Origin of the sequence: Exiguobacterium sp. UBA5002 (genome assembly GCF_002396765.1) — a bacterium.
Taxonomy (GTDB): Bacteria; Bacillota; Bacilli; order Exiguobacteriales; family Exiguobacteriaceae; genus Exiguobacterium_A.
The window spans coordinates 1-22029 of record NZ_DGYQ01000049.1 but is presented as its reverse complement, the minus strand read 5'-3'; the positions used below and the strand labels follow the sequence as shown (position 1 = coordinate 22029).

Annotated in this window: 39 protein-coding genes; 38 read left to right on the top strand and 1 reads right to left on the bottom strand. The window is 47.6% G+C overall.

Features of this window, described 5'->3' with window-relative positions; all coding sequences use genetic code 11:
• Positions 1-40 precede the first annotated feature (40 nt).
• The 35 genes from rplC (at position 41) to rpsI (ending at position 18870) form a co-directional block, all read left to right on the top strand.
• Entirely contained in the window at positions 41-667 is a 627-nt protein-coding gene (gene rplC / locus B4C70_RS14985) for a 50S ribosomal protein L3 (RefSeq protein WP_023466629.1), read from the top strand.
• A 29-nt stretch (positions 668-696) separates the two neighbouring features.
• Positions 697-1320, top strand: a complete 624-nt coding sequence (rplD, locus tag B4C70_RS14980; RefSeq protein WP_023466630.1) for a 50S ribosomal protein L4 — start codon at positions 697-699, stop codon at positions 1318-1320.
• Positions 1320-1604 (top strand): 50S ribosomal protein L23, encoded by a 285-nt coding sequence (rplW, locus tag B4C70_RS14975; RefSeq protein ID WP_023466631.1) that lies wholly within the window; start codon positions 1320-1322, stop codon positions 1602-1604. Before rplD ends, rplW begins: the two co-directional genes overlap by 1 nt.
• A gap of 32 nt (positions 1605-1636) precedes the next feature.
• On the top strand, positions 1637-2467 hold the full coding sequence (gene rplB, locus B4C70_RS14970; protein WP_023466632.1) for a 50S ribosomal protein L2: 831 nt from the start codon (positions 1637-1639) through the stop codon (positions 2465-2467).
• Positions 2468-2530: 63 nt separating this feature from the next.
• Complete coding sequence (gene rpsS / locus B4C70_RS14965) at positions 2531-2809, top strand: 30S ribosomal protein S19 (protein WP_012369013.1); 279 nt, start codon at positions 2531-2533, stop codon at positions 2807-2809.
• A 20-nt stretch (positions 2810-2829) separates the two neighbouring features.
• Complete coding sequence (gene rplV, locus B4C70_RS14960) at positions 2830-3162, top strand: 50S ribosomal protein L22 (protein WP_012369014.1); 333 nt, start codon at positions 2830-2832, stop codon at positions 3160-3162.
• 12 nt (positions 3163-3174) lie between these two features.
• A complete protein-coding gene (gene rpsC / locus B4C70_RS14955; protein ID WP_023466633.1) occupies positions 3175-3831 on the top strand; it encodes a 30S ribosomal protein S3 in 657 nt (218 codons plus the stop codon).
• Positions 3832-3864: 33 nt separating this feature from the next.
• Positions 3865-4302, top strand: coding sequence for a 50S ribosomal protein L16 (gene rplP / locus B4C70_RS14950; RefSeq protein WP_012369016.1), 438 nt, complete (start codon positions 3865-3867; stop codon positions 4300-4302).
• On the top strand, positions 4289-4492 hold the full coding sequence (rpmC, locus tag B4C70_RS14945; protein WP_012369017.1) for a 50S ribosomal protein L29: 204 nt from the start codon (positions 4289-4291) through the stop codon (positions 4490-4492). The genes rplP and rpmC overlap by 14 nt, the downstream gene beginning before the upstream one ends.
• Before the next feature lie 31 nt (positions 4493-4523).
• The gene (rpsQ, locus tag B4C70_RS14940; RefSeq protein ID WP_023466634.1) at positions 4524-4787 is read left to right on the top strand and encodes a 30S ribosomal protein S17; all 264 of its coding nucleotides are present in this window, start codon (positions 4524-4526) and stop codon (positions 4785-4787) included.
• 48 nt (positions 4788-4835) lie between these two features.
• Positions 4836-5204: a 50S ribosomal protein L14 gene (gene rplN / locus B4C70_RS14935; protein ID WP_012369019.1), complete on the top strand. Its 369-nt coding sequence runs from the start codon at positions 4836-4838 to the stop codon at positions 5202-5204.
• 34 nt (positions 5205-5238) lie between these two features.
• Positions 5239-5550, top strand: coding sequence for a 50S ribosomal protein L24 (gene rplX / locus B4C70_RS14930; protein WP_012369020.1), 312 nt, complete (start codon positions 5239-5241; stop codon positions 5548-5550).
• 31 nt (positions 5551-5581) lie between these two features.
• Positions 5582-6121: a 50S ribosomal protein L5 gene (rplE, locus tag B4C70_RS14925; protein WP_023466635.1), complete on the top strand. Its 540-nt coding sequence runs from the start codon at positions 5582-5584 to the stop codon at positions 6119-6121.
• 14 nt (positions 6122-6135) lie between these two features.
• A complete protein-coding gene (rpsN, locus tag B4C70_RS14920) occupies positions 6136-6405 on the top strand; it encodes a 30S ribosomal protein S14 (RefSeq protein ID WP_023466636.1) in 270 nt (89 codons plus the stop codon).
• Between the two features lie 31 nt (positions 6406-6436).
• On the top strand, positions 6437-6835 hold the full coding sequence (gene rpsH, locus B4C70_RS14915) for a 30S ribosomal protein S8 (protein WP_012369023.1): 399 nt from the start codon (positions 6437-6439) through the stop codon (positions 6833-6835).
• Positions 6836-6866: 31 nt separating this feature from the next.
• The gene (rplF, locus tag B4C70_RS14910; protein WP_023466637.1) at positions 6867-7403 is read left to right on the top strand and encodes a 50S ribosomal protein L6; all 537 of its coding nucleotides are present in this window, start codon (positions 6867-6869) and stop codon (positions 7401-7403) included.
• A 37-nt stretch (positions 7404-7440) separates the two neighbouring features.
• Positions 7441-7791, top strand: a complete 351-nt coding sequence (gene rplR, locus B4C70_RS14905) for a 50S ribosomal protein L18 (protein WP_023466638.1) — start codon at positions 7441-7443, stop codon at positions 7789-7791.
• A 22-nt stretch (positions 7792-7813) separates the two neighbouring features.
• A complete protein-coding gene (gene rpsE, locus B4C70_RS14900) occupies positions 7814-8314 on the top strand; it encodes a 30S ribosomal protein S5 (RefSeq protein ID WP_023466639.1) in 501 nt (166 codons plus the stop codon).
• 18 nt (positions 8315-8332) lie between these two features.
• Positions 8333-8518 (top strand): 50S ribosomal protein L30, encoded by a 186-nt coding sequence (rpmD, locus tag B4C70_RS14895; RefSeq protein ID WP_023466640.1) that lies wholly within the window; start codon positions 8333-8335, stop codon positions 8516-8518.
• A 35-nt stretch (positions 8519-8553) separates the two neighbouring features.
• A complete protein-coding gene (rplO, locus tag B4C70_RS14890) occupies positions 8554-8994 on the top strand; it encodes a 50S ribosomal protein L15 (protein ID WP_035399353.1) in 441 nt (146 codons plus the stop codon).
• Positions 8994-10283, top strand: a complete 1290-nt coding sequence (gene secY / locus B4C70_RS14885) for a preprotein translocase subunit SecY (protein WP_023466642.1) — start codon at positions 8994-8996, stop codon at positions 10281-10283. The genes rplO and secY overlap by 1 nt, the downstream gene beginning before the upstream one ends.
• Positions 10284-10354: 71 nt before the next feature.
• Positions 10355-11002, top strand: a complete 648-nt coding sequence (locus tag B4C70_RS14880) for an adenylate kinase (RefSeq protein ID WP_023466643.1) — start codon at positions 10355-10357, stop codon at positions 11000-11002.
• Entirely contained in the window at positions 11002-11754 is a 753-nt protein-coding gene (gene map / locus B4C70_RS14875) for a type I methionyl aminopeptidase (protein WP_023466644.1), read from the top strand. The genes B4C70_RS14880 and map overlap by 1 nt, the downstream gene beginning before the upstream one ends.
• Before the next feature lie 149 nt (positions 11755-11903).
• The gene (gene infA / locus B4C70_RS14870) at positions 11904-12122 is read left to right on the top strand and encodes a translation initiation factor IF-1 (protein WP_012369032.1); all 219 of its coding nucleotides are present in this window, start codon (positions 11904-11906) and stop codon (positions 12120-12122) included.
• Positions 12123-12155: 33 nt separating this feature from the next.
• The gene (gene rpmJ / locus B4C70_RS14865; protein ID WP_003156543.1) at positions 12156-12269 is read left to right on the top strand and encodes a 50S ribosomal protein L36; all 114 of its coding nucleotides are present in this window, start codon (positions 12156-12158) and stop codon (positions 12267-12269) included.
• 20 nt (positions 12270-12289) lie between these two features.
• A complete protein-coding gene (gene rpsM / locus B4C70_RS14860) occupies positions 12290-12655 on the top strand; it encodes a 30S ribosomal protein S13 (protein WP_023466646.1) in 366 nt (121 codons plus the stop codon).
• A 16-nt stretch (positions 12656-12671) separates the two neighbouring features.
• Positions 12672-13067 carry a 30S ribosomal protein S11 gene (gene rpsK / locus B4C70_RS14855; protein WP_023466647.1) on the top strand — a complete coding sequence of 132 codons (396 nt, stop codon included), beginning with the start codon at positions 12672-12674 and terminating at the stop codon, positions 13065-13067.
• 137 nt (positions 13068-13204) lie between these two features.
• Positions 13205-14149 carry a DNA-directed RNA polymerase subunit alpha gene (locus tag B4C70_RS14850; protein ID WP_023466648.1) on the top strand — a complete coding sequence of 315 codons (945 nt, stop codon included), beginning with the start codon at positions 13205-13207 and terminating at the stop codon, positions 14147-14149.
• Between the two features lie 33 nt (positions 14150-14182).
• On the top strand, positions 14183-14554 hold the full coding sequence (gene rplQ / locus B4C70_RS14845) for a 50S ribosomal protein L17 (protein ID WP_023466649.1): 372 nt from the start codon (positions 14183-14185) through the stop codon (positions 14552-14554).
• 98 nt (positions 14555-14652) lie between these two features.
• On the top strand, positions 14653-15483 hold the full coding sequence (locus B4C70_RS14840) for an energy-coupling factor ABC transporter ATP-binding protein (RefSeq protein WP_029343095.1): 831 nt from the start codon (positions 14653-14655) through the stop codon (positions 15481-15483).
• Entirely contained in the window at positions 15471-16325 is an 855-nt protein-coding gene (locus B4C70_RS14835; protein ID WP_064300981.1) for an energy-coupling factor transporter ATPase, read from the top strand. The genes B4C70_RS14840 and B4C70_RS14835 overlap by 13 nt, the downstream gene beginning before the upstream one ends.
• Positions 16322-17113, top strand: coding sequence for an energy-coupling factor transporter transmembrane component T family protein (locus B4C70_RS14830; RefSeq protein WP_064300980.1), 792 nt, complete (start codon positions 16322-16324; stop codon positions 17111-17113). The genes B4C70_RS14835 and B4C70_RS14830 overlap by 4 nt, the downstream gene beginning before the upstream one ends.
• On the top strand, positions 17113-17847 hold the full coding sequence (gene truA / locus B4C70_RS14825; RefSeq protein WP_290780699.1) for a tRNA pseudouridine(38-40) synthase TruA: 735 nt from the start codon (positions 17113-17115) through the stop codon (positions 17845-17847). Before B4C70_RS14830 ends, truA begins: the two co-directional genes overlap by 1 nt.
• Positions 17848-18015: 168 nt before the next feature.
• The gene (gene rplM / locus B4C70_RS14820; protein WP_023466654.1) at positions 18016-18453 is read left to right on the top strand and encodes a 50S ribosomal protein L13; all 438 of its coding nucleotides are present in this window, start codon (positions 18016-18018) and stop codon (positions 18451-18453) included.
• Positions 18454-18477: 24 nt separating this feature from the next.
• Positions 18478-18870: a 30S ribosomal protein S9 gene (gene rpsI / locus B4C70_RS14815; protein ID WP_023466655.1), complete on the top strand. Its 393-nt coding sequence runs from the start codon at positions 18478-18480 to the stop codon at positions 18868-18870.
• 92 nt (positions 18871-18962) lie between these two features.
• Here the strand turns inward: rpsI and B4C70_RS14810 are convergent, their stop codons facing one another.
• Positions 18963-19250: a hypothetical protein gene (locus tag B4C70_RS14810; RefSeq protein ID WP_290780696.1), complete on the bottom strand. Its 288-nt coding sequence runs from the start codon at positions 19248-19250 to the stop codon at positions 18963-18965.
• A 95-nt stretch (positions 19251-19345) separates the two neighbouring features.
• Here B4C70_RS14810 and B4C70_RS14805 point away from each other — a divergent pair, with 95 nt between their 5' ends.
• The 3 genes from B4C70_RS14805 to B4C70_RS14795 all read left to right on the top strand — a co-directional run bounded on the left by B4C70_RS14805 (position 19346) and on the right by B4C70_RS14795 (position 21777).
• Complete coding sequence (locus B4C70_RS14805) at positions 19346-19996, top strand: M15 family metallopeptidase (protein WP_290780694.1); 651 nt, start codon at positions 19346-19348, stop codon at positions 19994-19996.
• A 144-nt stretch (positions 19997-20140) separates the two neighbouring features.
• Positions 20141-21172 carry an Mrp/NBP35 family ATP-binding protein gene (locus tag B4C70_RS14800; protein WP_023466657.1) on the top strand — a complete coding sequence of 344 codons (1032 nt, stop codon included), beginning with the start codon at positions 20141-20143 and terminating at the stop codon, positions 21170-21172.
• 2 nt (positions 21173-21174) lie between these two features.
• Positions 21175-21777 carry a KinB-signaling pathway activation protein gene (locus B4C70_RS14795; RefSeq protein ID WP_064300977.1) on the top strand — a complete coding sequence of 201 codons (603 nt, stop codon included), beginning with the start codon at positions 21175-21177 and terminating at the stop codon, positions 21775-21777.
• Positions 21778-22029: the final 252 nt, after the last annotated feature.

Genomic DNA, 22029 nt, shown 5'->3' with positions numbered 1-22029 from the left:
CCAGAAGATCAAAATCATTCAATATTAGGAGGTGTATCTCATGGCTAAAGGAATCTTAGGAACTAAACTCGGTATGACACAAATCTTCAACGAGTCAGGCGAAGTCGTCCCTGTTACTGTCGTTTCAGTCGAAGGTAACGTTGTTCTTCAATTGAAAACAACGGAAGTTGACGGTTACGAAGCAGTTCAACTCGGCTTTGGTGATATCAAAGAAGGTCGTCAAAACAAACCGCAAAAAGGTCACGCTGCGAAAGCAAACGCGACACCTAAGCGCTTCATTAAAGAAATCCGTACATCAGTAGCAGATTTCGAAATCGGTCAAGAGATTAAAGCAGATACTTTCGCTGCAGGCGAAATGGTTGATGTAACAGGTACGTCGAAAGGTAAAGGTTTCGCTGGTGCAATCAAGCGTCACAACCAATCACGTGGTCCAATGGCTCACGGTTCGCGTTACCACCGTCGCCCAGGTTCAATGGGTCCTGTTGCTCCTAACCGTGTATTCAAAGGGAAATTGCTCCCTGGACGCATGGGTGGAGAGCAAATCACTGTTCAAAACCTTGAAATCGTAAAAGTTGATGCAGAACGCGGCTTACTCCTCGTCAAGGGTGCTATCCCAGGCGCACGTAAGAGCCAAGTTGTCATCAAAACTGCGGTTAAAGGCAACTAATCCGTTTGCAAGGAAAGGAGGAATAACGAATGCCTAAAGTAGCTTTGCTTAACCAAACAGGTACACAAGTTGGAGACATCGAGCTCGCAGATGCCGTTTTCGGAATCGAGCCAAATGAAGCAGTCGTATACGATGCAATCGTCATGCAACAAGCTTCACGTCGCCAAGGTACACATGATACAAAAGGTCGCTCGGAAGTTCGCGGTGGCGGCCGTAAACCATGGAAACAAAAAGGTACTGGTCGTGCACGCCAAGGTTCGATCCGTTCGCCACAATGGGTTGGCGGTGGAACAGTCTTCGGTCCAACACCACGTTCGTACGCTTACAAACTTCCTAAAAAGGTTCGTCGTCTCGCACTTCGTTCAGCACTTTCTTCGAAAGTCGCTAACAACGAGTTCATCGTTCTTGAAGGATTGACAATCGATGCTCCTAAAACTAAGGACATGATCGCAGTATTCGCTGCTCTTTCAATCGAACGTAAAGTTCTCGTCGTTACTGCTGATTACAACGAGTCAGTCGTTCTTTCAACACGCAACATCCCAGGTGTCACAGTCGTTGACGCTGCAGGTGTAAACGTCCTTGATCTTGTCGCTCATGACAAAGTCATCATTACGAAGGACGCTGTTGCGAGAGTAGAGGAGGTGCTTGCATAATGGCACACACACACGACATTATCAAACGTCCTGTCATTACTGAACGTTCAGTAAACCAAATGGCTGAGAAAAAGTACACATTCGAAGTAGACGTGAAGGCATCTAAGACTCAAATCAAAGATGCAGTCGAAGCGATCTTCGGAGTGAAAGTTGACAAAGTCAACACATTGATCTCAAAACCAAAAGCAAAACGCGTAGGTCGTCACGCTGGTTACACAGCACGCCGCAAAAAAGCGGTCGTCACGCTTACTGCAGATAGCAAAGAACTCGATTACCTCGGTTAATCGGAACTCTGTAGAAAAGGAGGGAACTCTCGATGGGAATTAAAAAGTTTAAACCGACCACTAACGGTCGTCGTAATATGACTGCACTTGACTTTGCTGAGATTACGGCTTCACGTCCTGAAAAATCGTTAACTGAAAAGCTTTCGAAAAAGGGCGGACGTAACAACCAAGGTCGCTTGACAGTACGTCACCAAGGTGGCGGACACAAACGTAAATATCGTATCATCGACTTCAAACGGAACAAGGATGGCATCGCTGGTCGTGTCGCTACAATTGAGTACGATCCAAACCGCTCTGCTAACATCGCATTGATCCACTACATCGATGGTGAAAAACGCTACATCCTCGCACCGAAAGGCTTGAAAGTAGACATGCAAGTCATGGCTGGACCAGAAGCTGACATTAAAGTCGGTAATGCTCTTCCACTTTCAAACATCCCAGTCGGTACGTTGATCCACAACATCGAACTTAAGCCAGGTAAAGGTGGTCAGCTCGTTCGCGCAGCTGGTACTTCTGCTCAGCTTCTCGGTAAAGATGGTAAATACGCGATCGTTCGTCTTCAATCAGGCGAAACTCGTATGATCCTTGCTACTTGCCGTGCAACAGTCGGCGCTGTCGGTAATGAAGAGCACGAGCTCGTCAATATCGGTAAAGCTGGTCGTTCACGCTGGCTCGGAAAACGTCCTACAGTTCGTGGTTCTGTCATGAACCCAGTCGATCACCCACACGGTGGTGGTGAAGGACGTGCTCCAATCGGTCGTTCGGGCCCACTTACTCCTTGGGGTAAACCGGCACTCGGATACAAAACTCGTAAGAAAAACAAAGCGAGCGATAAATATATCGTCCGTCGTTCTAAAAAATAATTACATGATTTCTGAACGGTTCGTAGGAACCGTTCAGAAATCATGCCAAAGGGAGGTACAACTATGGGTCGCAGCTTGAAAAAAGGTCCATTCGCAGATCACCATCTGCTCGCTAAGGTTGATAAAGCCAACGAAGCTGGTGACAAACATGTCATCAAAACTTGGTCACGCCGCTCGACAATCTTCCCAGAGTTCATCGGTCACACGATCGCTGTCTACGATGGTCGTAAACACGTACCGGTTTACGTGACAGAAGATATGGTCGGTCACAAACTTGGTGAATTCGCTCCAACACGTTCTTACAAAGGACATGCTGGAAACGATAAGAAAACGAAACGTTAATCTGAGGGGAGGTACTCATTATGCAATCAAAAGCATCGGCTAATATGGTTCGCATTGCTCCTCGTAAGGCACGTCTCGTAGTAGACTTAATCCGCGGGAAGCAAATCGGCGAAGCACTTTCGATTCTTGCTTACACGAACAAGGCAGCAACGCCAATCGTTGAGAAAGTATTGAAATCGGCAATCGCGAACGCTGAGCACAACTTCGACATGAACATCGAAAACCTCGTAGTCACTGAGGCTTACGTAAACGAAGGTCCAACGCTCAAACGTTTCCGCCCACGTGCAATGGGTCGCGCAAGCCGCATCAACAAACGTACGAGCCACGTTCACATCGTGGTATCTGAAAAATAAGGAGGGATTACCGTGGGTCAGAAGATTAACCCAACTGGTCTTCGCGTAGGTATCATCAAAGACTGGGAATCACGTTGGTTCGCAGATAAAGACTATGCTGATCTCCTTCATGAAGACTACGTAGTTCGTGAATATATCGAAAAACGTCTTAAAGACGCTAGTGTCTCTAAAGTAGAAATCGAGCGCGCAGCTAACCGCTTGAACATCTCACTTCACACTGCTAAGCCTGGTATGGTTATCGGTAAAGGCGGTTCTGAAATCGAAACACTTCGTAAAGACATCACTAACCTTGCAAAAGGCAAACGCGTTCACGTTAACGTCGTTGAAGTGAAAAACCCGGATGCAGTTGCTAAGCTCGTCGCTGAGAACATCGCTCGCCAACTTGAAGGTCGCGTATCGTTCCGTCGTGCTATGAAGCAATCAATCCAACGCTCAATGCGTTCTGGTATCAAAGGAATCAAGACTGAAGTTTCTGGTCGTCTTGGTGGCGCTGATATCGCTCGTTCTGAGAAGTATTCGGAAGGAACAGTTCCACTTCATACACTCCGTGCAGACATCGATTACGGTACTGCAGAAGCTGATACAACTTACGGCAAAATTGGCGTAAAAGTATGGCTCCACCACGGTGAAGTGCTTCCTACGAAAAAAGCAGCAGCAAACGAAGAATAATCCACATCCGTCTAGGGAAGGAGGCAACACAACATGTTGTTACCAAAACGTGTAAAATATCGTCGTGTTCACCGCGGCAACATGCGTGGTAAAGCGAAACGTGGTACTACAGTACACTTCGGCGAGTTCGGTATCCAAGCTCAAGAAGCTAGCTGGATCACTAGCCGTCAAATCGAATCAGCGCGTATCGCGATGACTCGTTATATGAAACGTGGTGGTAAAGTGTGGATCAAGATCTTCCCACACAAGCCATACACTAAAAAACCTCTTGAAGTCCGAATGGGTTCAGGTAAAGGTGCTCCGGAGGGCTGGGTAGCAGTCGTCAAACCGGGTAAAGTAATGTTCGAAATCGCAGGAGTATCGGAAGAGATCGCACGCGAAGCTCTCCGTCTTGCATCACACAAACTTCCAGTAAAATGTAAGTTCGTAAAACGTGAAGAAAATGGTGGTGATACGAATGAAAGCAACTGATCTCCGTCAGCAAACAACTGAAGAGCTTAACGGTAAAGTCGGTTCGTGGAAAGAAGAGTTGTTCAACCTTCGTTTCCAACTCGCGACTGGTCAGCTTGAGAACCCTGCTCGTATCCGTGAAGTGCGCAAGTCGATTGCACGCGCGAAAACCGTTCTTCGTGAACGCGAACTCGGCATCAACAACGCATAATTCACTCGGATTCTGAGAGGAGGAACACTCAATGGAACGCACTAACAACCGCAAAGTGTTAACTGGACGCGTCGTTTCTGACAAAATGGACAAAACGATCGTAGTTACAGTTGAAACAAAAGTAAAGCACAAGCTTTACGGCAAACGCGTAAACTACTCTAAAAAGTACAAAGCGCATGATGAAAACAACACAGCTAAAATCGGTGATGTTGTACGCATTCAAGAAACACGTCCATTATCTAAGGACAAACGTTTCCGTCTCGTAGAAGTCATTGAAGAAGCAGTAATCATCTAAACTCTAATTAGTTCGGGTGAATAAACATCCGGAGGGAGGTACAATCGTATGATTCAACAAGAATCTCGCTTAAAAGTAGCAGACAACTCAGGAGCTCGTGAAGTCTTGACGATCAAAGTCCTCGGTGGTTCTGGTCGTAAAACTGCTAACATCGGTGACGTTATTGTTTGTACAGTAAAACAAGCAACACCAGGTGGCGTTGTCAAAAAAGGTGAAGTTGTACGCGCAGTAGTCGTTCGTACTAAACGTGGCGTTCGTCGTAAAGACGGTTCGTACATCCGTTTTGACGAAAACGCAGCAGTCATCATCAAAGATGACAAAAGCCCACGTGGCACACGTATCTTCGGACCAGTCGCACGCGAACTTCGTGAAAAAGACTTCATGAAGATCGTCTCGTTGGCACCGGAAGTACTTTAATTCCAAAGAATTCCTACAAGGAGGTGCTCTAACGATGCATGTCAAAAAAGGTGATAAAGTTCAGGTTATGACTGGTAAAGACAAAGGCAAACAAGGCGTTGTCCTTACAGCTATGCCTAAAAAAGATCGCGTAATCGTCGAAGGCGTTAACATGATCAAAAAACACTCAAAACCTTCTCAACTCAACCCGCAAGGCGGAATTGTCGAGAAAGAAGCACCGATTCACGTATCGAACGTTATGCTCATCGACCCTAAGACAGGTAACCCAACACGCGTTGGTTTCACTGTGGTTGACGGCAAGAAAGTACGTATCGCTAAAAAATCGGGCGAAGCTTTAGATAAATAAGAAGATTTAAAGAAAGGAGGTCCACTTTCTGATGAACCGTTTAAAAGCTAAATACCAAGACGAAATCGTCAAAGTAATGATGGAGAAATTCAATTACAGTTCTGTAATGCAAGCGCCGAAAGTCGATAAAATCGTAATCAACATGGGTGTTGGTGACGCTGTTACGAACTCTAAAGCACTTGACATGGCAGTTGAAGAGCTTCAGCTCCTCACTGGTCAGAAACCACTCATCACGAAAGCTAAGAAATCAATCGCTGGTTTCAAACTTCGTGAAGGTATGCCAATCGGTGCGAAGGTTACACTTCGTGGCGAGCGCATGTACGAATTCCTCGACAAGTTGATCAACGTGTCACTTCCACGTGTACGTGACTTCCGTGGCGTATCGAAAAAATCTTTCGATGGCCGTGGTAACTACACGCTAGGCGTGAAGGAACAATTGATCTTCCCAGAGATCGACTACGATCGCGTATCGAAAGTCCGTGGTATGGACATCGTTATCGTAACTACTGCTAACACGGATGAAGAGTCACGTGAGCTTCTCACTGCACTCGGCATGCCATTCCAAAAATAAGGGAGGTCGACAACATGGCTAAGAAATCAATGATCGCACGTGAAGTAAAACGTCAAGCACTCGTTGAGCGCTACGCTGAAAAACGCGCAGAATTGAAAGCACAAGGCGACTACATCGGCTTGAGCAAACTCCCACGTAACTCTTCAGCGGTTCGTTTACACAACCGTTGTAGTATCACTGGCCGTCCACACGGTTACATTGGTAAATTCGGTATCAGCCGTATTAAGTTCCGTGATCTTGCTCATAAAGGTCAAATCCCTGGTGTTAAAAAAGCAAGCTGGTAATTCATTAAAGTTGTGAAAGGAGGTACATCGCATGGTTATGACAGATCCGATTGCAGATATGCTTACACGCATTCGTAATGCAAACATGGTTCGCCATGAGAAGTTGGAAATGCCAGCTTCTACAATCAAACGTGAAGTCGCTGAAATCCTCAAACGTGAAGGTTTCATCCGCGATGTTGAATATCTCGAGGACAGCAAACAAGGTACGCTCCGCGTATTCCTTAAATACGGCGCAAGCAACGAGCGCGTCATCACTGGACTCAAACGTATCTCGAAACCAGGTCTTCGCGTTTACGCGAAAGCTGATGAAATCCCGAAAGTACTCGGTGGTCTCGGAATCGCTATCGTTTCAACATCTAAAGGTGTAATGACTGATAAAGAAGCTCGCCAACAAAAAGTCGGCGGCGAAGTGATCGCATACATCTGGTAATACACGCATAAAAAGAACGGAGGTGTCTTAAATGTCACGTATTGGTAAAAAGCCAGTCGTCATCCCAGCAGGCGTTACAGTAACAGTTGAAAACAACACGGTTACGGTAAAAGGTCCTAAAGGGGAACTCTCACGCGAGTTCAGCCCAGCTATGGCGATCAACGTAGAAGGTAATGAATTGACTGTCACTCGTCCGAACGACGAGAAAGCAAGCCGTACGATCCACGGAACGACTCGTGCGCTTATCGCGAACATGGTCGAAGGTGTAAGCAACGGTTTCGCTAAGACACTCGATATCCAAGGTGTTGGTTACCGTGCACAAAAGCAAGGTAACAAAATCGTACTCAACCTCGGTTACTCACACCCAATCGAGTACACTCCGGAACAAGGCATCGAAGTCGAAGTTCCTACGAATACGCAACTCATCGTTCGCGGAATCAGCAAAGAACGTGTTGGTCACGTCGCTGCATTGATCCGTTCGTACCGTCAACCTGAGCCGTACAAAGGTAAAGGTATTCGTTACAGTGATGAAGTCGTTCGTCGTAAAGAAGGTAAAACAGGTAAGTAATTCGCACATGCGAATTGACCGGAAAGGAGTGGCATAAATGATCTCAAAGGCAGATAAAAACGCTACGCGTAAAAAACGTCATGGTCGTGTCCGTCGTACAATCATCGGGACTGCAACACGTCCACGTATGAACGTATTCCGTTCGAACAAGAACATTTACGTACAAGTCATTGACGATGCAACACATGCAACACTCGCATCTGCATCATCACTCGACCTTGAAAAAGGCAACACGACTGACGCTGCGGCAGCAGTTGGTAAGCTCGCAGCTGAGCGCGCTCTTGAAAAAGGTATCGAAACAGTCGTTTTCGACCGTGGAGGATATCTCTATCATGGACGTATCAAAGCTGTAGCTGAAGCAGCTCGTGAAGCTGGTCTCAAATTCTAATAGAAAAGGAGGGAACCTCTACATGCGCCAGTTAGAAATTAACATGGATCAACTCGAAGAACGCGTTGTTACCGTAAACCGCGTCGCGAAAGTAGTAAAAGGTGGCCGTCGCTTCCGTTTTGCTGCCCTCGTCGTCGTTGGTGACAAGAATGGTCACGTAGGTTTCGGTACGGGTAAAGCTCAGGAAGTGCCTGAAGCGATCCGTAAAGCAATCGAAGATGCTAAGAAAAACATGGTTAACGTTCCAATCGTTAACACAACAATTCCACACGAAGTCAACGGTGTATTCGGTGCAGGTCACGTCTTCTTGAAGCCTGCTTCTGAAGGTACTGGAGTCATCGCTGGTGGTCCAGTTCGTGCGGTTCTCGAATTAGCGGGAATCAACGACATTCTTTCAAAATCACTTGGATCAAGCACTCCAATCAACATGGTTCGTGCGACTGTCGAAGGTCTCACATCACTCAAACGTGCTGAAGAAGTTGCGAAACTCCGCGGTAAAACCGTCGAAGAACTTCGCGGTTAAGAAAGGGAGGGAAAACAGATGGCGAAACTCGCAGTTACCCTCACACGCAGCATGATCGGTCGTCCGGAGAACCAACGCGTTACTACTCGTACGCTTGGTCTCCGTAAGATGCACCAGACTGTTGTCGTACCTGACAACGCTGCTATGCGTGGGATGATTAACCACGTGTCACACTTAGTGACAGTAAAAGAAATTCAAGAGTAATAGTTCGATATAATTTTATGAGGAGGTGCCCCACTATGAAACTCCATGAATTGAAACCAGCTGCTGGTTCACGTTCAGAACGCAACCGTGTAGGTCGCGGTATGTCTTCTGGTAACGGTAAGACTTCTGGCCGTGGTCACAAAGGTCAAAAAGCTCGTTCAGGCGGTGGTGTTCGTCCAGGTTTCGAAGGTGGACAAAACCCACTTTACCGTCGTTTACCAAAACGCGGCTTCAACAACCCAACTCGTAAAGAGTTCGCGGTCATTAACCTTGACACACTCAACCGTTTTGAAGAAGGAACTGAAGTCACTCCAGAACTTCTTGTCGAGACTCGTGCAGTCAAAGGCATGAAAGACGGCGTGAAAATTCTTTCTAACGGTAAGATCGAAAAGAAACTAACAGTCAAAGCTCATAAGTTCTCCGACGCTGCGAAGCAAGCAATCGAAGCTGCCGGCGGTACGGTTGAGGTGATCTAATGTTTCAAGCGATCTCCAATATGTGGCGCGTAGCTGACATTCGTCGGCGCATTCTCTTTACCTTGGCATTGGTCATCGTGTTCCGGATCGGAGCACATATCCCGGTGCCGATGGTAAACACGGAAGTGTTCAAGATCGACCAGAATGGTATTCTTGGTTTCTTGAACTCGTTCGGCGGGAATGCTTTGCAGAATTTCTCACTCTTTGCGATGGGAATCATGCCGTATATCACGGCCTCGATCGTTGTCCAACTCTTACAGATGGACGTTGTTCCAAAGTTTGCCGAATGGGCAAAACAAGGAGAGGCGGGCCGTAAGAAGTTAGCAACGGTAACGCGCTATGGAACGATCGTACTCGGCTTAGTCCAAGCGTTTGGAATCGCGCTTGGATTTAACCGTATCTACCCAGGTCTTGTCGACGAACAGTTCGGCACCTGGACATACGTTATGATTGCACTCGTATTGACAGCGGGAACAGCATTCTTGATGTTCATCGGTGAACTCATCACGGAGAAGGGCATTGGTAACGGGATATCAATGATCATCTTCGCTGGGATCGTCGCGGGCTTCCCGAATGCATTCCGCCAGATTTACGAAACGAAGCTCCAAAATGCAGGGGATGCTTTGTTTGTAAACGTGCTTTATATCGTACTCTTGCTTTTAATCATCATCGCGGTCATCGTCGGAGTCATCTATGTTCAGCAAGCTGCACGTAAGATTCCGATTCAGTACGCTAAGCGTACGGTGAACCGGACACCAGTTGGCGGTCAATCGGCACACTTGCCGATCAAATTGAACGCTGCCGGTGTTATCCCTGTCATCTTCGCGGTGTCGTTCATGGTGACGCCACCAACGATTGCGAGTTTCTTTGCAAGTCCGGAGACGGCAACGAAGATCCGTGACATTTTCGACTATACGAGTCCAATCGGTATGTCGATCTATGTGGCACTGATCATCGCGTTCTCGTACTTCTACACATTCGTTCAGGTTAACCCGGAACAAATGGCAGAGAACCTTCAAAAACAAGGCGGATACATTCCTGGTATTCGTCCTGGTAAGCAAACGGAGCAGTACATCACGAAGATTCTATACCGTCTGACATTCTTCGGTTCACTCTTCCTCGCTGTCATCGCGGTAACGCCGACATTCTTTATTAAGTTTGCTGGCTTGCCGAACTCGGTGCAGATTGGTGGTACGAGCTTGCTGATCGTCATCGGTGTAGGACTAGAGACGATGAAACAGATTGAAAGTCAATTGGTTAAACGACACTACAAAGGCTTTATCCGATAAGGCGGGAGGAAGGGGACCATCCCTTTCCTTTCTGTTGTGTCTATAGAGCTATAGAAGTGGAGGCTACCGACATGAATCTAGTATTGATGGGTTTGCCGGGTGCTGGTAAAGGAACGCAGGCTGCGAAAATCATCGAAGACTATGCGATCCCCCACATCTCGACAGGCGACATGTTCCGCGCGGCGATCAAAGATTCAACGCCACTCGGACAAGAAGCGAAATCATACATGGATAAAGGGGAACTCGTTCCGGACGAAGTCACAATCGGCATCGTACGTGAGCGTCTCGCCAAAGAAGACTGTGCAAATGGTTTTCTCCTTGACGGTTTCCCACGCACAGTGAAACAAGCAGATGCTCTTGAAGCATTACTTGAAGATCTGGGCAAACAAATTGATCACGTCATCCACATCGGTGTAGACCCGGAGAAACTTGTCCCTCGTTTGACAGGTCGCCGGATTTGCCCAACTTGCGGAGCAACGTATCATGTTCTCTACAACCCACCAAAAGTGGAGGGGATCTGTGATATCGACGGATCAGCACTTGTACAACGTGAAGATGACCAAGAGGAGACAGTACGTCGTCGCTTGGAAGTCAACGTCGCTCAAGCGCAACCTTTGATTGACTTTTACGCAGAAAAAGGGTATCTTCGTAATTTGGACGGTGATCGTCCAATCAACGATGTATATTCCGATGTTCAGGCACTCCTTGGTGATCAGTAATGATCATCACGAAAGCGCCGCGTGAAATCGACATCATGCGTAAAGCAGGACAAATCGTTGCCCGGACGCATAAGGAGCTTCAAGCTCATATTCGTCCAGGTATCACGACGGGGCAACTCGACGCGATCGCTGAACGCTATATTCGAAGTCAAGGGGCAACACCATCGTTTAAAGGGTATAATGGTTTCACGGGTAGCATCTGTGCTTCCGTGAACGAAGAGCTTGTCCATGGTATTCCGGGAGATCGTGTACTTCAGGACGGTGACATCATCTCGATTGACATCGGAGCAGAGTACAATGGGTATCACGGAGATTCAGCCTGGACATATCCGGTAGGTACAATCTCTGAAGAGACGAAGCGGTTACTTGACGTAACTGAAGAATCTCTGTATAAAGGATTGGAGCGCGCCAAAGCTGGCGTGCACCTGACAGATATTTCGCATGCGATTCAGTCACATGTTGAAGCAGCGAATTTTTCTGTAGTCCGCGAATATGTGGGCCACGGCGTGGGACAAAATTTGCATGAAGATCCGCAAATTCCACATTATGGACCACCGGGGAAAGGGCCGCGCCTGAAAACCGGCATGACACTGGCAATTGAGCCAATGGTCAACGTCGGGAAACGCTATGTTCGCACACTATCCGACAATTGGACGGTAGTGACGGTGGACGGTAGCATGTGCGCCCACTTTGAGCACACCATCGCCATCACAGACGACGGCTACGAGATCTTAACGGTCGATGCAGAGTGAGCTGTGCGCGTTATTGGTGTCACCTTTCTATAAGCCAGTATCCACTCGTGTTTGTGACCGATGATCTCTCAATGGCTCTTGTAGAAAGCCCCTAGCGCTACAAATCGTCTGGGCTCCCAATCAACTTTATAGAGAAAGGGGTATAATTGATGGCGAAACAAGATGTAATCGAAGTGGAAGGTACGGTTATCGAGCCGCTTCCAAACGCGATGTTTAAGGTGGAGTTAGAAAACGGCCACACGGTCCTCGCGCACGTCTCAGGAAAAATTCGGATGCACTTCATTCGGATCTTGCCAGGAGATAAAGTAACGGTTGAGTTGTCACCATACGACTTGACTCGCGGACGGATCACATACCGTTTCAAATAAAAACTCCGATTTTTTCAGGAGGAGGTATTCACAATGAAAGTAAGACCTTCGGTTAAACCGATCTGTGAAAAATGTAAAGTTATCCGCCGTAAAGGCAAAGTAATGGTTATTTGCGAAAACCCTAAGCATAAACAAAAACAAGGGTAATTAAACAAGGAGGTGCACACATGGCACGTATTGCTGGTGTAGATATTCCACGTGAGAAACGCATCGTCATCTCACTCACTTACATCTATGGTGTTGGTAAAACGACTGCTCAAAAAGTCTTGAAAGAAACTGGTATCTCTGAAGATACTCGTACTCGCGACTTGACTGAGGAACAATTGAACCAACTTCGTGATGGTTTAGATAAAATCAAAGTTGAGGGTGACCTTCGTCGTGAAATCTCACTCAACATCAAACGTTTGATCGAAATCGGTTGCTACCGTGGTGTTCGTCACCGTCGTGGTCTTCCAGTTCGTGGTCAAAACACTAAAAACAACTCGCGTACTCGTAAAGGCCCACGCCGTACAGTAGCGAACAAGAAGAAGTAAGGGAGGGTAAACTAAGATGGCAAAACGCAAACAGAACGTTCGTAGTAAACGTAAAGTCAAAAAGAATATTGAATCTGGTATCGTGCATATCCGTTCAACATTCAACAACACGATCGTTACGATCACTGATATGCAAGGGAATGCAATCTCTTGGGCAACTGCAGGTAACATGGGCTTCAAAGGCTCACGTAAATCGACTCCTTTCGCTGCACAAATGGCATCTGAAACAGCTGCTAAAACAGCAATGGATAACGGTATGCGTACTGTAGAAGTTAACGTTAAAGGTCCTGGTGCAGGTCGTGAAGCAGCTATCCGTGCTCTTCAAGCAATCGGTCTCGAAGTCACTGCAATCCGTGACGTTACTCCAGTACCACACAACGGTTGCCGCCCTCCAAAACGTCGTCGCGTGTAACCCGTCTTGTACTGCAGAGCGGGGATTCGAGTAGACTTTTGTTGATCGTTTGACCAAGCAAGGCAGTAGAAACGTACACAAGGCGGTTGGCGATTGAACGCGATGGCCAACATGACGATATTCAAGGAGGGGTTCAGATGATCGAAATCGAAAAACCGAAGATTGAAACGATCGAGTTAAGCGAGAACGCTACGTTTGGTAAATTCGTAGTTGAGCCGCTTGAACGTGGATTCGGTACAACGCTTGGTAACTCATTGCGTCGTATCCTATTGTCTTCACTTCCGGGTGCTGCAGTCACTGCAGTCCAAATCGATGGCGTTCTTCATGAGTTCTCGACGATTGATGGCGTTGTAGAAGACGTTACCCAAATCATCTTGAACCTTAAGAAACTCGCCCTCAAAGTGTACTCGGAAGAAGAGAAAACGCTTGAGATCGATATTCAAGGCGCTGGTGTTGTCACTGCTGCGAACATTACGCATGACAGCGACGTCGAAATCCTCAACCCAGAACTTCACATCGCAACGCTTGCAGAAGGTGCATCACTTCATATGCGTCTTACAGCACGCCGTGGTCGTGGGTATGTTCAGGCTGAAGATAACAAACGGGACGATATGCCAATTGGTGTCATCCCAATCGACTCAATTTACACGCCAATTCAACGTGTAAATTATCAAGTTGAAAAAACACGTGTTGGTCAAGATGCGAGCTTCGATAAATTGACGCTTGATGTTTGGACGGACGGTTCAATCCGCCCTGAAGAAGCAGTGTCACTCGGTGCGAAAATCATGACAGAACACTTAAACATCTTTGTTGGTCTTACAGACGAAGCGCTCCATGCTGAAATCATGGTCGAAAAGGAAGAAGATCAAAAAGAAAAAGTACTCGAAATGACGATCGAAGAACTCGATCTCTCAGTTCGTTCGTACAACTGTTTGAAACGCGCTGGTATCAACACGGTTCAAGAACTCGCGAACAAGAGCGAAGACGAGATGATGAAAGTCCGTAACCTCGGACGTAAATCACTCGAGGAAGTTCAAGCGAAACTCGACGAACTCGGACTAGGCTTGCGCAAAGAAGACTAATACTATTAATTGCACGAAGGAGGGAATCCATCCATGGCATACTCGAAATTAGGCCGTACAAGCTCACAACGTAAGGCACTTTTGCGTGACCTTGCGACTGATCTCATCATCAATGAGCGTATCCAAACTACAGAACAAAAAGCGAAGGAACTTCGTCCAGTCGTAGAGAAACTCATCACTTTAGGTAAACGCGGTGATCTCCACGCTCGTCGTCAAGTTGCATCGTTCGTTCGCCGTGAAGCTGCTGGTCAAAACGCAGAGGGCAAAGCACAAGACGCGATCCAAAAATTATTCGCTGATGTGGCTCCACGTTTTGCTGAGCGTCAAGGTGGTTACACACGCATCATGAAAATGGGACCACGTCGTGGTGACGGCGCAGAAATGGTCATCATCGAACTCGTTTAATCCTCATTAAATGATTCGCCATAAAAGGGCAGTGCGTATCCCGCTTCTGCCCTTTTGCTACAAAATGAAAGTATTGATTTGATGAAGGAGGAGAGATCATGGACAAGCTGATTGAACTGGAACAGGTCACCTATCGGTATCCGGAACAGGAGCAAGCAGCCTTACACGAGGTCTCTCTGACGATTCGTTCAGGTGAATGGGTCGCCATCGTTGGTCACAACGGCTCTGGAAAATCAACGCTGACGAAATTGTTTAATGGATTGTTGTTACCGGAGACAGGGACCGTTACGGTTGCTGAGCGCTTTTCAAGTGCGAATCCGGAGCAACTGTGGGAGATGCGCCGAGCAATCGGCATCGTCTTCCAAAATCCAGATAATCAATTCGTTGGCACGACCGTGCGCGACGACGTGGCATTTGCTCTAGAAAACTGGGGTGTGCCACGCGAGGAAATGGTTCGTCGTATCGACGACAGTCTAGCGCGCGTTGGCCTTACGGATTTTGTTGATCGGGAACCCCATCAACTATCCGGCGGACAGAAGCAGCGTGTCGCAATCGCTTCGGCGCTTGCGATGCGCCCTGATGTTCTCGTGCTCGATGAAGCTACATCGATGCTTGATCCATTAGCACGACAAGAGGTCATGTCGACCGTTCAGGAACTCCATGCGACTCACCCAATGGCGGTCATCGCGATTACACACGAATTAGACGAAGTATTACGGGCTAGTCGTGTCATCGTCATGGATGCCGGGAAAATCGTATTAGAAGGATCCCCTCAGGAAGTCTTTCGTCATGCATCGTTCTTAGAAGACATCGGACTCGATGTTCCATTCGTTGTTCGGGTACAAGAACGTTTACGGGCGCAAGGTCTCTCACTCGAGGAGACGATACTAGATGAAAGAGAATTGGTGAACCGTTTATGCCAATCTTAATCCAGGAATTAAATTATACGTATCAACTCAATAGTCCGTTCGAACGAGTCGCGCTACGTGATGTGAATCTTGAGATTCCGTCAGGGGCGCTTGTTGCGTTTGTAGGGCATACCGGATCCGGGAAATCGACGCTCGTGCAGCACATCAATGGGTTGCTCAAGCCGACAGCGGGGAAGGTACAAGTCGATGACATCATCGTCGAACCGAAGAAAAAACAGGACCTCAAGCCATTAAGACGTCGCGTCGGGCTTGTTTTTCAATATCCGGAATATCAATTGTTCGAAGAGACGGTCTTAAAGGATGTCATGTTCGGTCCGATGAACTTCGGTCATGATGCCGCGATGGCTGAGCAATTAGCGAAAGAGGCATTACGGACTGTCGGACTCGATGAAGTCTTTTGGAGTCGTTCGCCGTTTGACCTGTCTGGTGGGCAAATGAGGCGTGTTGCAATTGCCGGCGTACTCGCTAGTCAACCAGACGTGTTGATCGTCGATGAGCCGACGGCAGGACTCGATCCGCAAGGGCGCAAGCATATGCTGAGTCTGTTTGCCCGGCTCCATGCTGAAACCGGTATGACGTTGCTCCTGATCACGCACGACATGGATCAGGTGCTTGAGTATGCTGAGCGTGTGATCGTCATGGAAGACGCCCAGGTGGCGTTTGACGGGCTACCGCTTGATCTGTTTAAAGAAGAGACATTGCTCGAGCAATTCCACCTCGATCTCCCGCACGTCCTATCGCTTGCTTGGCAAGTCGCTGATCGGCGTGGATTGCAACGACCGGAGATCCGGACGGAGACCGAATTGATCGAGTGGTTGATGACGAAAGGGGTGAGCGAATGATCGTCGGACAACATATTCCCGGTCAGTCGTACTTGCATCGGTCGTCGGCACTTGCGAAGATCATCTTTGCTTTCTGCTTCATTCCGCTCGTCTTTCTCGCAAACAATGCAGCAACGAACATCTTTTTACTTGTCTTTACGTTCTTAGCACTCATGAGTAGTCGGTTACCACTTCGGTATGTTCTAAAAGGACTGCGACCGATTCTTTTCCTGATCGTCTTTACGTTCGTCATCCAGCTGTTCTTCACGCGCGAAGGGTCTGTCCTCTTTGAGTTCGGCTGGCTTCGGATCTATGAAGAAGGACTGCGACTCGCGATCATCGTCTCATTACGTTTCTTCTATCTCGTCTCGATCACGACACTCGTCACGTTGACGACCTCACCGATCGAATTGACGGATGCGATTGAATTGTTATTGAAGCCGTTCAAGGTCGTCCGTGTCCCGACGCATGAGATCGCCTTAATGTTGTCGATCTCACTTCGGTTCTTACCAACCTTAGCAGAGGAGACAGAGAAAATCATGAAGGCACAGCAAGCACGTGGTGTCGATTTGTCAGCAGGACCGATTAAGGAACGTTTACGGGCGATCATTCCGTTATTGATTCCCTTGTTCATCTCCGCCTTTAAGCGGGCAGAGGATCTTGCGACAGCGATGGAAGCGCGGGGGTACCGTGGAGGAGAGGGACGGACACGTCTACGGGAGTCCAAGTGGACGATGCGGGATACGGGTCTGATGATCTTGCTCGTCCTCCTGACGATCAGTTTAGTAGGATTGCGAGGGATCGGGTAATGCGTCGTTTAAAATGTACGATTCAATATGATGGAACCGGCTACGCCGGGTATCAGGTGCAACCAAACGGATTGACGATTCAAGAAGTGATTGAAACGACGCTTGCGCGGATGCACAAACATCCCGTCAAGATCATCGGGTCGGGACGGACGGATGCGAGGGTGCATGCCTACGGGCAAGTCATTCATTTTGATACAAAACTAGCGATTCCCCCGGAGAACGTCGTCAAGGCACTGAATACGCTCTTACCAGCGGATATTCGTGTCCGGAGCTGCGAGGAGGTCGAACCGACCTTTGAAGCGCGTTACGATGTCGTAGGGAAGGAATACCGCTATTTCGTCCGCCGCGAAGAAAATGCGTTTCGTCGGAATCTATCGGTTCATATTCCGTATCCGCTCGATCTCGAGCGCATCCGTCAAGGGATAGCACATCTCGTCGGCACGCACGATTTCAGTTCGTTCTGTGTCGCGAAGACGGAAACGGATAACCGGGTCCGGACGATTTACGAGGCAGAGTTGATGACGATCGGTGACGAACTCGTCTTTCGGTTCCAGGGCAGTGGTTTTCTCTATAATCAAATCCGGATCATGGTCGGGACGTTACTTGACGTCGGACGCGGTCGTTTTGCACCAGAGGACATTAAAAAAATGTTGCTGGCAAAGGACCGGAACGTCGCAGGCGTGACGGCGCCTCCTCATGGACTCTATCTATGGGAAGTTTTCTATCCGGAGTAAAAAAAGGCAATTGACATTGGCTATTAAAAAACATACAATGTTTATTGGCATTTCATTTATTATGAAACCACAATCTTAGCCCCGTACACCTAAGATTATGATAGATTCACCTAGTGAATAAATGAAAAATCAAAAACAGAACTTTTAATTCCTTAGGAGGTATTTTACATGCGCACAACTTTCATGGCGAAAGCTACTGATGTAGAACGCAAATGGCTCCTTATCGACGCTGAAGGTAAAACACTCGGTCGCCTTGCGAGCGAAGTTTCATCACTTCTCCGTGGTAAGCACAAGCCTACGTTCACACCACACGTTGACTGTGGGGATAACGTTATCCTCATCAACGTTGAGAAAATCGTTTTAACTGGTAACAAACTCGACAAAAAAGTCTACTACCGTCACTCTGGTCATCCAGGCGGCTTAAAGCAGACTGTTGCACGCGATATGCTTGCTAACAAACCTGAGCGCATGCTTGAACTCGCGATCAAAGGGATGCTTCCAAAAGGTAGCCTCGGTCGTCAAATGTTCAACAAACTCCACGTCTACGCTGGAGCTGCACACAAGCACGAAGCACAACAACCAGAAGTTTACGAACTTCGCGGTTAATACGAATTTAGGAGGAACTACACGATGGCAGATGTACGTTACTACGGCACTGGTCGCCGGAAACACGCGGCAGCGCGCGTTTTCCTCGTTGCTGGAGACGGTAAAGTCACAGTTAACGGTCGCGATATCAGCGAATACTTCGGTTATGAGACATTGATCATGACTGCAAAAGAACCACTCGTAATCACAGAAACAGAAGGCAAGTACGATGTAATCGTAACGGTCAAAGGCGGCGGCTTCACTGGTCAAGCAGGCGCTATCCGTCACGGTATCTCACGTGCTCTTCTTCAAGCGGATCCAGAATTCCGCGGCGCACTCAAAGCGAAAGGCTTCTTGACTCGTGATGCTCGTATGAAAGAGCGTAAAAAATACGGTCTTAAAGCAGCTCGTCGTGCACCACAATTCTCGAAACGTTAATTCTTTTCGAATCCCTCTCACCCTTGTGGTGGGAGGTTTTTTTGTGCACTAAAAAATTGCTCTCCTGAGAAGTGTCAGAACAGCGATTCAAGTCAAGTCGATTTAGTGGAGCGTAATCGGTGCAACACCGTCAGAAGAAGATAGAAGATGACGATCGTCAGCGGGATGCTCCAAACAAAGAGAGATTGTATGAATTGGGTAGGTGTATGTGCCGTCGTTTGACCGACATGTCCCGTAAAAGAGGTTTCTTCACTTAAGACGGTTGTATTGTCCGGTAACTCCGTCTTGGTAGCGACAGTCGGTTGCAACGTCAGATACAGGACGAAGCTAAGATCTAAAAGACAGGTGACGCTAAGTGTCCAAATGATGCGTTTTTTCATAGGATGCTCCTTTTGATATGAGTTAAAATCATTCTACATTCCATAAGTATAGCGGATTTTGTTTTCGGGAACAGGAGACAAAGGGGTGAGCGTAGATGGCATTATCGATCAGCTGGTTACTCGAGCGAGCGAATCGGAAGTTGAATGCTTCGGGACTGTCACGAGAAGTCGCTAAACGAACGCAAGAGGTCATTCGGGAGATGCATGCACAAGGGATTTATGTAGGCGTCGCACAAGGGTACCGATCGATCGCAGAACAGAATCGGTTGTACGCACAGGGACGGACACTACCGGGACCAATCGTAACGAATGCACGCGGGGGACAATCGAATCATAACCGTGGAATTGCCGTCGACCTCTTTCAATATTCCCATGACGGTACACAAGCGCTATTTCGAAATGACCAAAGCTTTCAAAAGATTGTTGCTGCGATGAAACGACGTGGCTTTTCTTGGGGTGGGGACTGGACGAGCTTTAAGGATTATCCACACTTTGAATTACTAGGAGTGTCTGAAGAAACGCCGAATCGCTCTCGTGCGATCGTTCCGTATCCAGGTCGTCCGTTGTATCAAGGGGCAACCAATATGAATCCACGGGATATCGAACGAATTCAGCGTGCAGTCAAAGCAACCGTGACTCGGCGCTTTGATGCAGAGACGGCTCAGAAGGTGCGTGCCTATCAAACACGTCAAGGACTTGACGTTGATGGTGTCGTGGGTCCTCGTACATGGAACCGAATGTTCTAAAACGAGCGAATGATCGAGTAAAATGATGAAAACTGACACTGGACATGGAAAAGTCATCCTTTCCGGTGTCGAAATGTGCAAGCGCTCTCTTATTTTTGTTATACTAATAGGGATTAAATCGAACGTTTTCAGGGGGAAGGCACTATGTTGAATGAACAAGAAATTCGCGAGGTAGTCGGAACGCTCGTCGATCCGACGATTGACCGCCCGCTTGCAGATACGAACGGCATTCGTGACGTCCGGATTAAAGGTGATTATGTCAGTCTGAAAATCGCTTTAGCACAATCCGGTTCTGGGGAGCAACTCGTGCTCCAACAGCAAATCGTCAAGGAACTGAAAGAAAAAGGATTCAAGACGGTGGGACTCCGTTTTGAGGCACTCGGTGATCACGGGATTCAAGCAGCTACGACACCATCAATTCTCAAACCAGAATCTGGTACGACGTTCATCGCGATCGCTTCTGGTAAAGGGGGCGTCGGGAAATCGACGGTTTCCGTTAACTTAGCAGTCGCCCTCGCACGAGCAGGGAAGAAGGTCGGTTTGATTGATGCCGATATCTACGGCTTTAGTGTTCCAGACATGATGGGAATCGAAACACGTCCGACTGTCGTGAACGACCGAATCGTTCCACCAGAACGCTTTGGCGTCAAGGTCATCTCAATGGGCTTCTTCGTCGAAGATAATGCACCAGTCATCTGGCGGGGACCAATGCTCGGGAAGATGCTCAACAACTTCTTCGCAGACGTCGAATGGGGCGATCTCGATTACTTGTTGCTTGATCTTCCACCAGGAACAGGGGATGTCGCACTCGATATTCATTCGATGCTCCCGAGCTGTCAGGAAGTCATCGTCACGACACCTCACGCAACAGCCGCTTTCGTTGCAGCACGAGCAGGAGCAATGGCAATCAAAACGAACCACCGTCTCCTCGGAATCGTCGAGAACATGGCGTACTTTGAAAGTAAAGTGACAGGCGAAAAAGAATATGTCTTCGGTAGTGGTGGCGGAGAGAGGTTGTCAGAAGCGTTAAAAACCGATATTCTAGCTAAGATTCCACTTGGACAACCATATGCGAATGATGCGGACTTCGCCCCATCGATCTATCGCGATGAACATCCATTTGAGACATACTATAATGAACTCGCCACGCGTGTCATCGAAAAAGTAGAGGGATAAGAATGAAGATTAAAGGATTTTTGAAGCTGTTTTGGATGACGCTCCTAATCGGAACGCTCGCCGGCTTCGTGTTTAACTTGGTAGCAGAACCTGGATATATCCGAAATCAATCGATTAGCGGATATGTGACGGCTCTCTCCTACAGTAGTACGTGGACAGCCATCAGTTTGATGGGATTCTTCTCGTACTTGATCTTACATCGCGTCGGACTCGATTTATTCCGCGGTGCAAAGCTTTGGAACCGTGTCCAGGTCGTCTTGATCGCATTTGCACTATTTGATGGTGTCTACCTGCGCGGATTAGCATACGGCTTTGATAAGACGAGTCTTTATATTGGTGAGATGGTCGTCTTGCTTGTAATAGCGTTCTTAGTCGCGCGGACGAAAGCACGGGAAACGAACTTCACAGCGTTCATTCCGACTTTGTTCCTCATGACAGTCATCACGTTGATCGAATGGGTACCTGCTTTGCAGGCAACACAAGATAAGCGGATGTTATGGGCGGCGCTTGCGACACTTTTAATCTGTAATGCGTATCAGATTCTAATGCTGCATCGCTTGCAAGAAAAGCCAGCTTCTCAAGGACAATCGCAAAAACAGGCGTAACGAAAAAGACCCGCGAACGGGTAGTGTTTTACCAGTTCAAGCGGGTCTATCTTTTTTCTAAAGTTTTTTTAGAAAAACAGTTGACGAAAAAAACAAGAGTTGATATATTAATACATGTCGCTGAGGCACACGCCAAACGCGAGCGTCACAGACGAAAAAAACTTCAAAAAAGTAATTGACATCACTTATTACTTTACTGTAAGATTTAAAAGTCGTCAAATGACATATTGGACTTTGAAAACTGAACGATGA

Excerpts from the sequence above, each read along its gene's own strand:
- rplO (WP_035399353.1), top strand. The coding sequence starts at position 8,554 with ATGAAACTCCATGAATTGAAACCAGCTGCTGGTTCACGTTCAGAACGC.
- rplX (WP_012369020.1), top strand. The coding sequence starts at position 5,239 with ATGCATGTCAAAAAAGGTGATAAAGTTCAGGTTATGACTGGTAAAGAC.
- rplQ (WP_023466649.1), top strand. The coding sequence starts at position 14,183 with ATGGCATACTCGAAATTAGGCCGTACAAGCTCACAACGTAAGGCACTT.
- rpmJ (WP_003156543.1), top strand. The coding sequence starts at position 12,156 with ATGAAAGTAAGACCTTCGGTTAAACCGATCTGTGAAAAATGTAAAGTT.
- rpmC (WP_012369017.1), top strand. The coding sequence starts at position 4,289 with ATGAAAGCAACTGATCTCCGTCAGCAAACAACTGAAGAGCTTAACGGT.
- rpsI (WP_023466655.1), top strand. The coding sequence starts at position 18,478 with ATGGCAGATGTACGTTACTACGGCACTGGTCGCCGGAAACACGCGGCA.
- rplN (WP_012369019.1), top strand. The coding sequence starts at position 4,836 with ATGATTCAACAAGAATCTCGCTTAAAAGTAGCAGACAACTCAGGAGCT.
- rpsM (WP_023466646.1), top strand. The coding sequence starts at position 12,290 with ATGGCACGTATTGCTGGTGTAGATATTCCACGTGAGAAACGCATCGTC.
- B4C70_RS14795 (WP_064300977.1), top strand. The coding sequence starts at position 21,175 with ATGAAGATTAAAGGATTTTTGAAGCTGTTTTGGATGACGCTCCTAATC.
- B4C70_RS14805 (WP_290780694.1), top strand. The coding sequence starts at position 19,346 with ATGGCATTATCGATCAGCTGGTTACTCGAGCGAGCGAATCGGAAGTTG.
- rplF (WP_023466637.1), top strand. The coding sequence starts at position 6,867 with ATGTCACGTATTGGTAAAAAGCCAGTCGTCATCCCAGCAGGCGTTACA.
- rplD (WP_023466630.1), top strand. The coding sequence starts at position 697 with ATGCCTAAAGTAGCTTTGCTTAACCAAACAGGTACACAAGTTGGAGAC.
- rpsQ (WP_023466634.1), top strand. The coding sequence starts at position 4,524 with ATGGAACGCACTAACAACCGCAAAGTGTTAACTGGACGCGTCGTTTCT.
- rpsE (WP_023466639.1), top strand. The coding sequence starts at position 7,814 with ATGCGCCAGTTAGAAATTAACATGGATCAACTCGAAGAACGCGTTGTT.
- rpsS (WP_012369013.1), top strand. The coding sequence starts at position 2,531 with ATGGGTCGCAGCTTGAAAAAAGGTCCATTCGCAGATCACCATCTGCTC.
- rpmD (WP_023466640.1), top strand. The coding sequence starts at position 8,333 with ATGGCGAAACTCGCAGTTACCCTCACACGCAGCATGATCGGTCGTCCG.
- B4C70_RS14810 (WP_290780696.1), bottom strand. The coding sequence starts at position 19,250 with ATGAAAAAACGCATCATTTGGACACTTAGCGTCACCTGTCTTTTAGAT.
- rpsK (WP_023466647.1), top strand. The coding sequence starts at position 12,672 with ATGGCAAAACGCAAACAGAACGTTCGTAGTAAACGTAAAGTCAAAAAG.
- rplB (WP_023466632.1), top strand. The coding sequence starts at position 1,637 with ATGGGAATTAAAAAGTTTAAACCGACCACTAACGGTCGTCGTAATATG.
- truA (WP_290780699.1), top strand. The coding sequence starts at position 17,113 with ATGCGTCGTTTAAAATGTACGATTCAATATGATGGAACCGGCTACGCC.
- rpsN (WP_023466636.1), top strand. The coding sequence starts at position 6,136 with ATGGCTAAGAAATCAATGATCGCACGTGAAGTAAAACGTCAAGCACTC.
- B4C70_RS14840 (WP_029343095.1), top strand. The coding sequence starts at position 14,653 with ATGGACAAGCTGATTGAACTGGAACAGGTCACCTATCGGTATCCGGAA.
- rplR (WP_023466638.1), top strand. The coding sequence starts at position 7,441 with ATGATCTCAAAGGCAGATAAAAACGCTACGCGTAAAAAACGTCATGGT.
- rplE (WP_023466635.1), top strand. The coding sequence starts at position 5,582 with ATGAACCGTTTAAAAGCTAAATACCAAGACGAAATCGTCAAAGTAATG.
- infA (WP_012369032.1), top strand. The coding sequence starts at position 11,904 with ATGGCGAAACAAGATGTAATCGAAGTGGAAGGTACGGTTATCGAGCCG.
- rplC (WP_023466629.1), top strand. The coding sequence starts at position 41 with ATGGCTAAAGGAATCTTAGGAACTAAACTCGGTATGACACAAATCTTC.
- rplW (WP_023466631.1), top strand. The coding sequence starts at position 1,320 with ATGGCACACACACACGACATTATCAAACGTCCTGTCATTACTGAACGT.
- rplV (WP_012369014.1), top strand. The coding sequence starts at position 2,830 with ATGCAATCAAAAGCATCGGCTAATATGGTTCGCATTGCTCCTCGTAAG.
- B4C70_RS14835 (WP_064300981.1), top strand. The coding sequence starts at position 15,471 with ATGCCAATCTTAATCCAGGAATTAAATTATACGTATCAACTCAATAGT.
- secY (WP_023466642.1), top strand. The coding sequence starts at position 8,994 with ATGTTTCAAGCGATCTCCAATATGTGGCGCGTAGCTGACATTCGTCGG.
- rpsH (WP_012369023.1), top strand. The coding sequence starts at position 6,437 with ATGGTTATGACAGATCCGATTGCAGATATGCTTACACGCATTCGTAAT.
- B4C70_RS14800 (WP_023466657.1), top strand. The coding sequence starts at position 20,141 with ATGTTGAATGAACAAGAAATTCGCGAGGTAGTCGGAACGCTCGTCGAT.
- rplP (WP_012369016.1), top strand. The coding sequence starts at position 3,865 with ATGTTGTTACCAAAACGTGTAAAATATCGTCGTGTTCACCGCGGCAAC.
- B4C70_RS14830 (WP_064300980.1), top strand. The coding sequence starts at position 16,322 with ATGATCGTCGGACAACATATTCCCGGTCAGTCGTACTTGCATCGGTCG.
- B4C70_RS14880 (WP_023466643.1), top strand. The coding sequence starts at position 10,355 with ATGAATCTAGTATTGATGGGTTTGCCGGGTGCTGGTAAAGGAACGCAG.
- rplM (WP_023466654.1), top strand. The coding sequence starts at position 18,016 with ATGCGCACAACTTTCATGGCGAAAGCTACTGATGTAGAACGCAAATGG.
- map (WP_023466644.1), top strand. The coding sequence starts at position 11,002 with ATGATCATCACGAAAGCGCCGCGTGAAATCGACATCATGCGTAAAGCA.
- B4C70_RS14850 (WP_023466648.1), top strand. The coding sequence starts at position 13,205 with ATGATCGAAATCGAAAAACCGAAGATTGAAACGATCGAGTTAAGCGAG.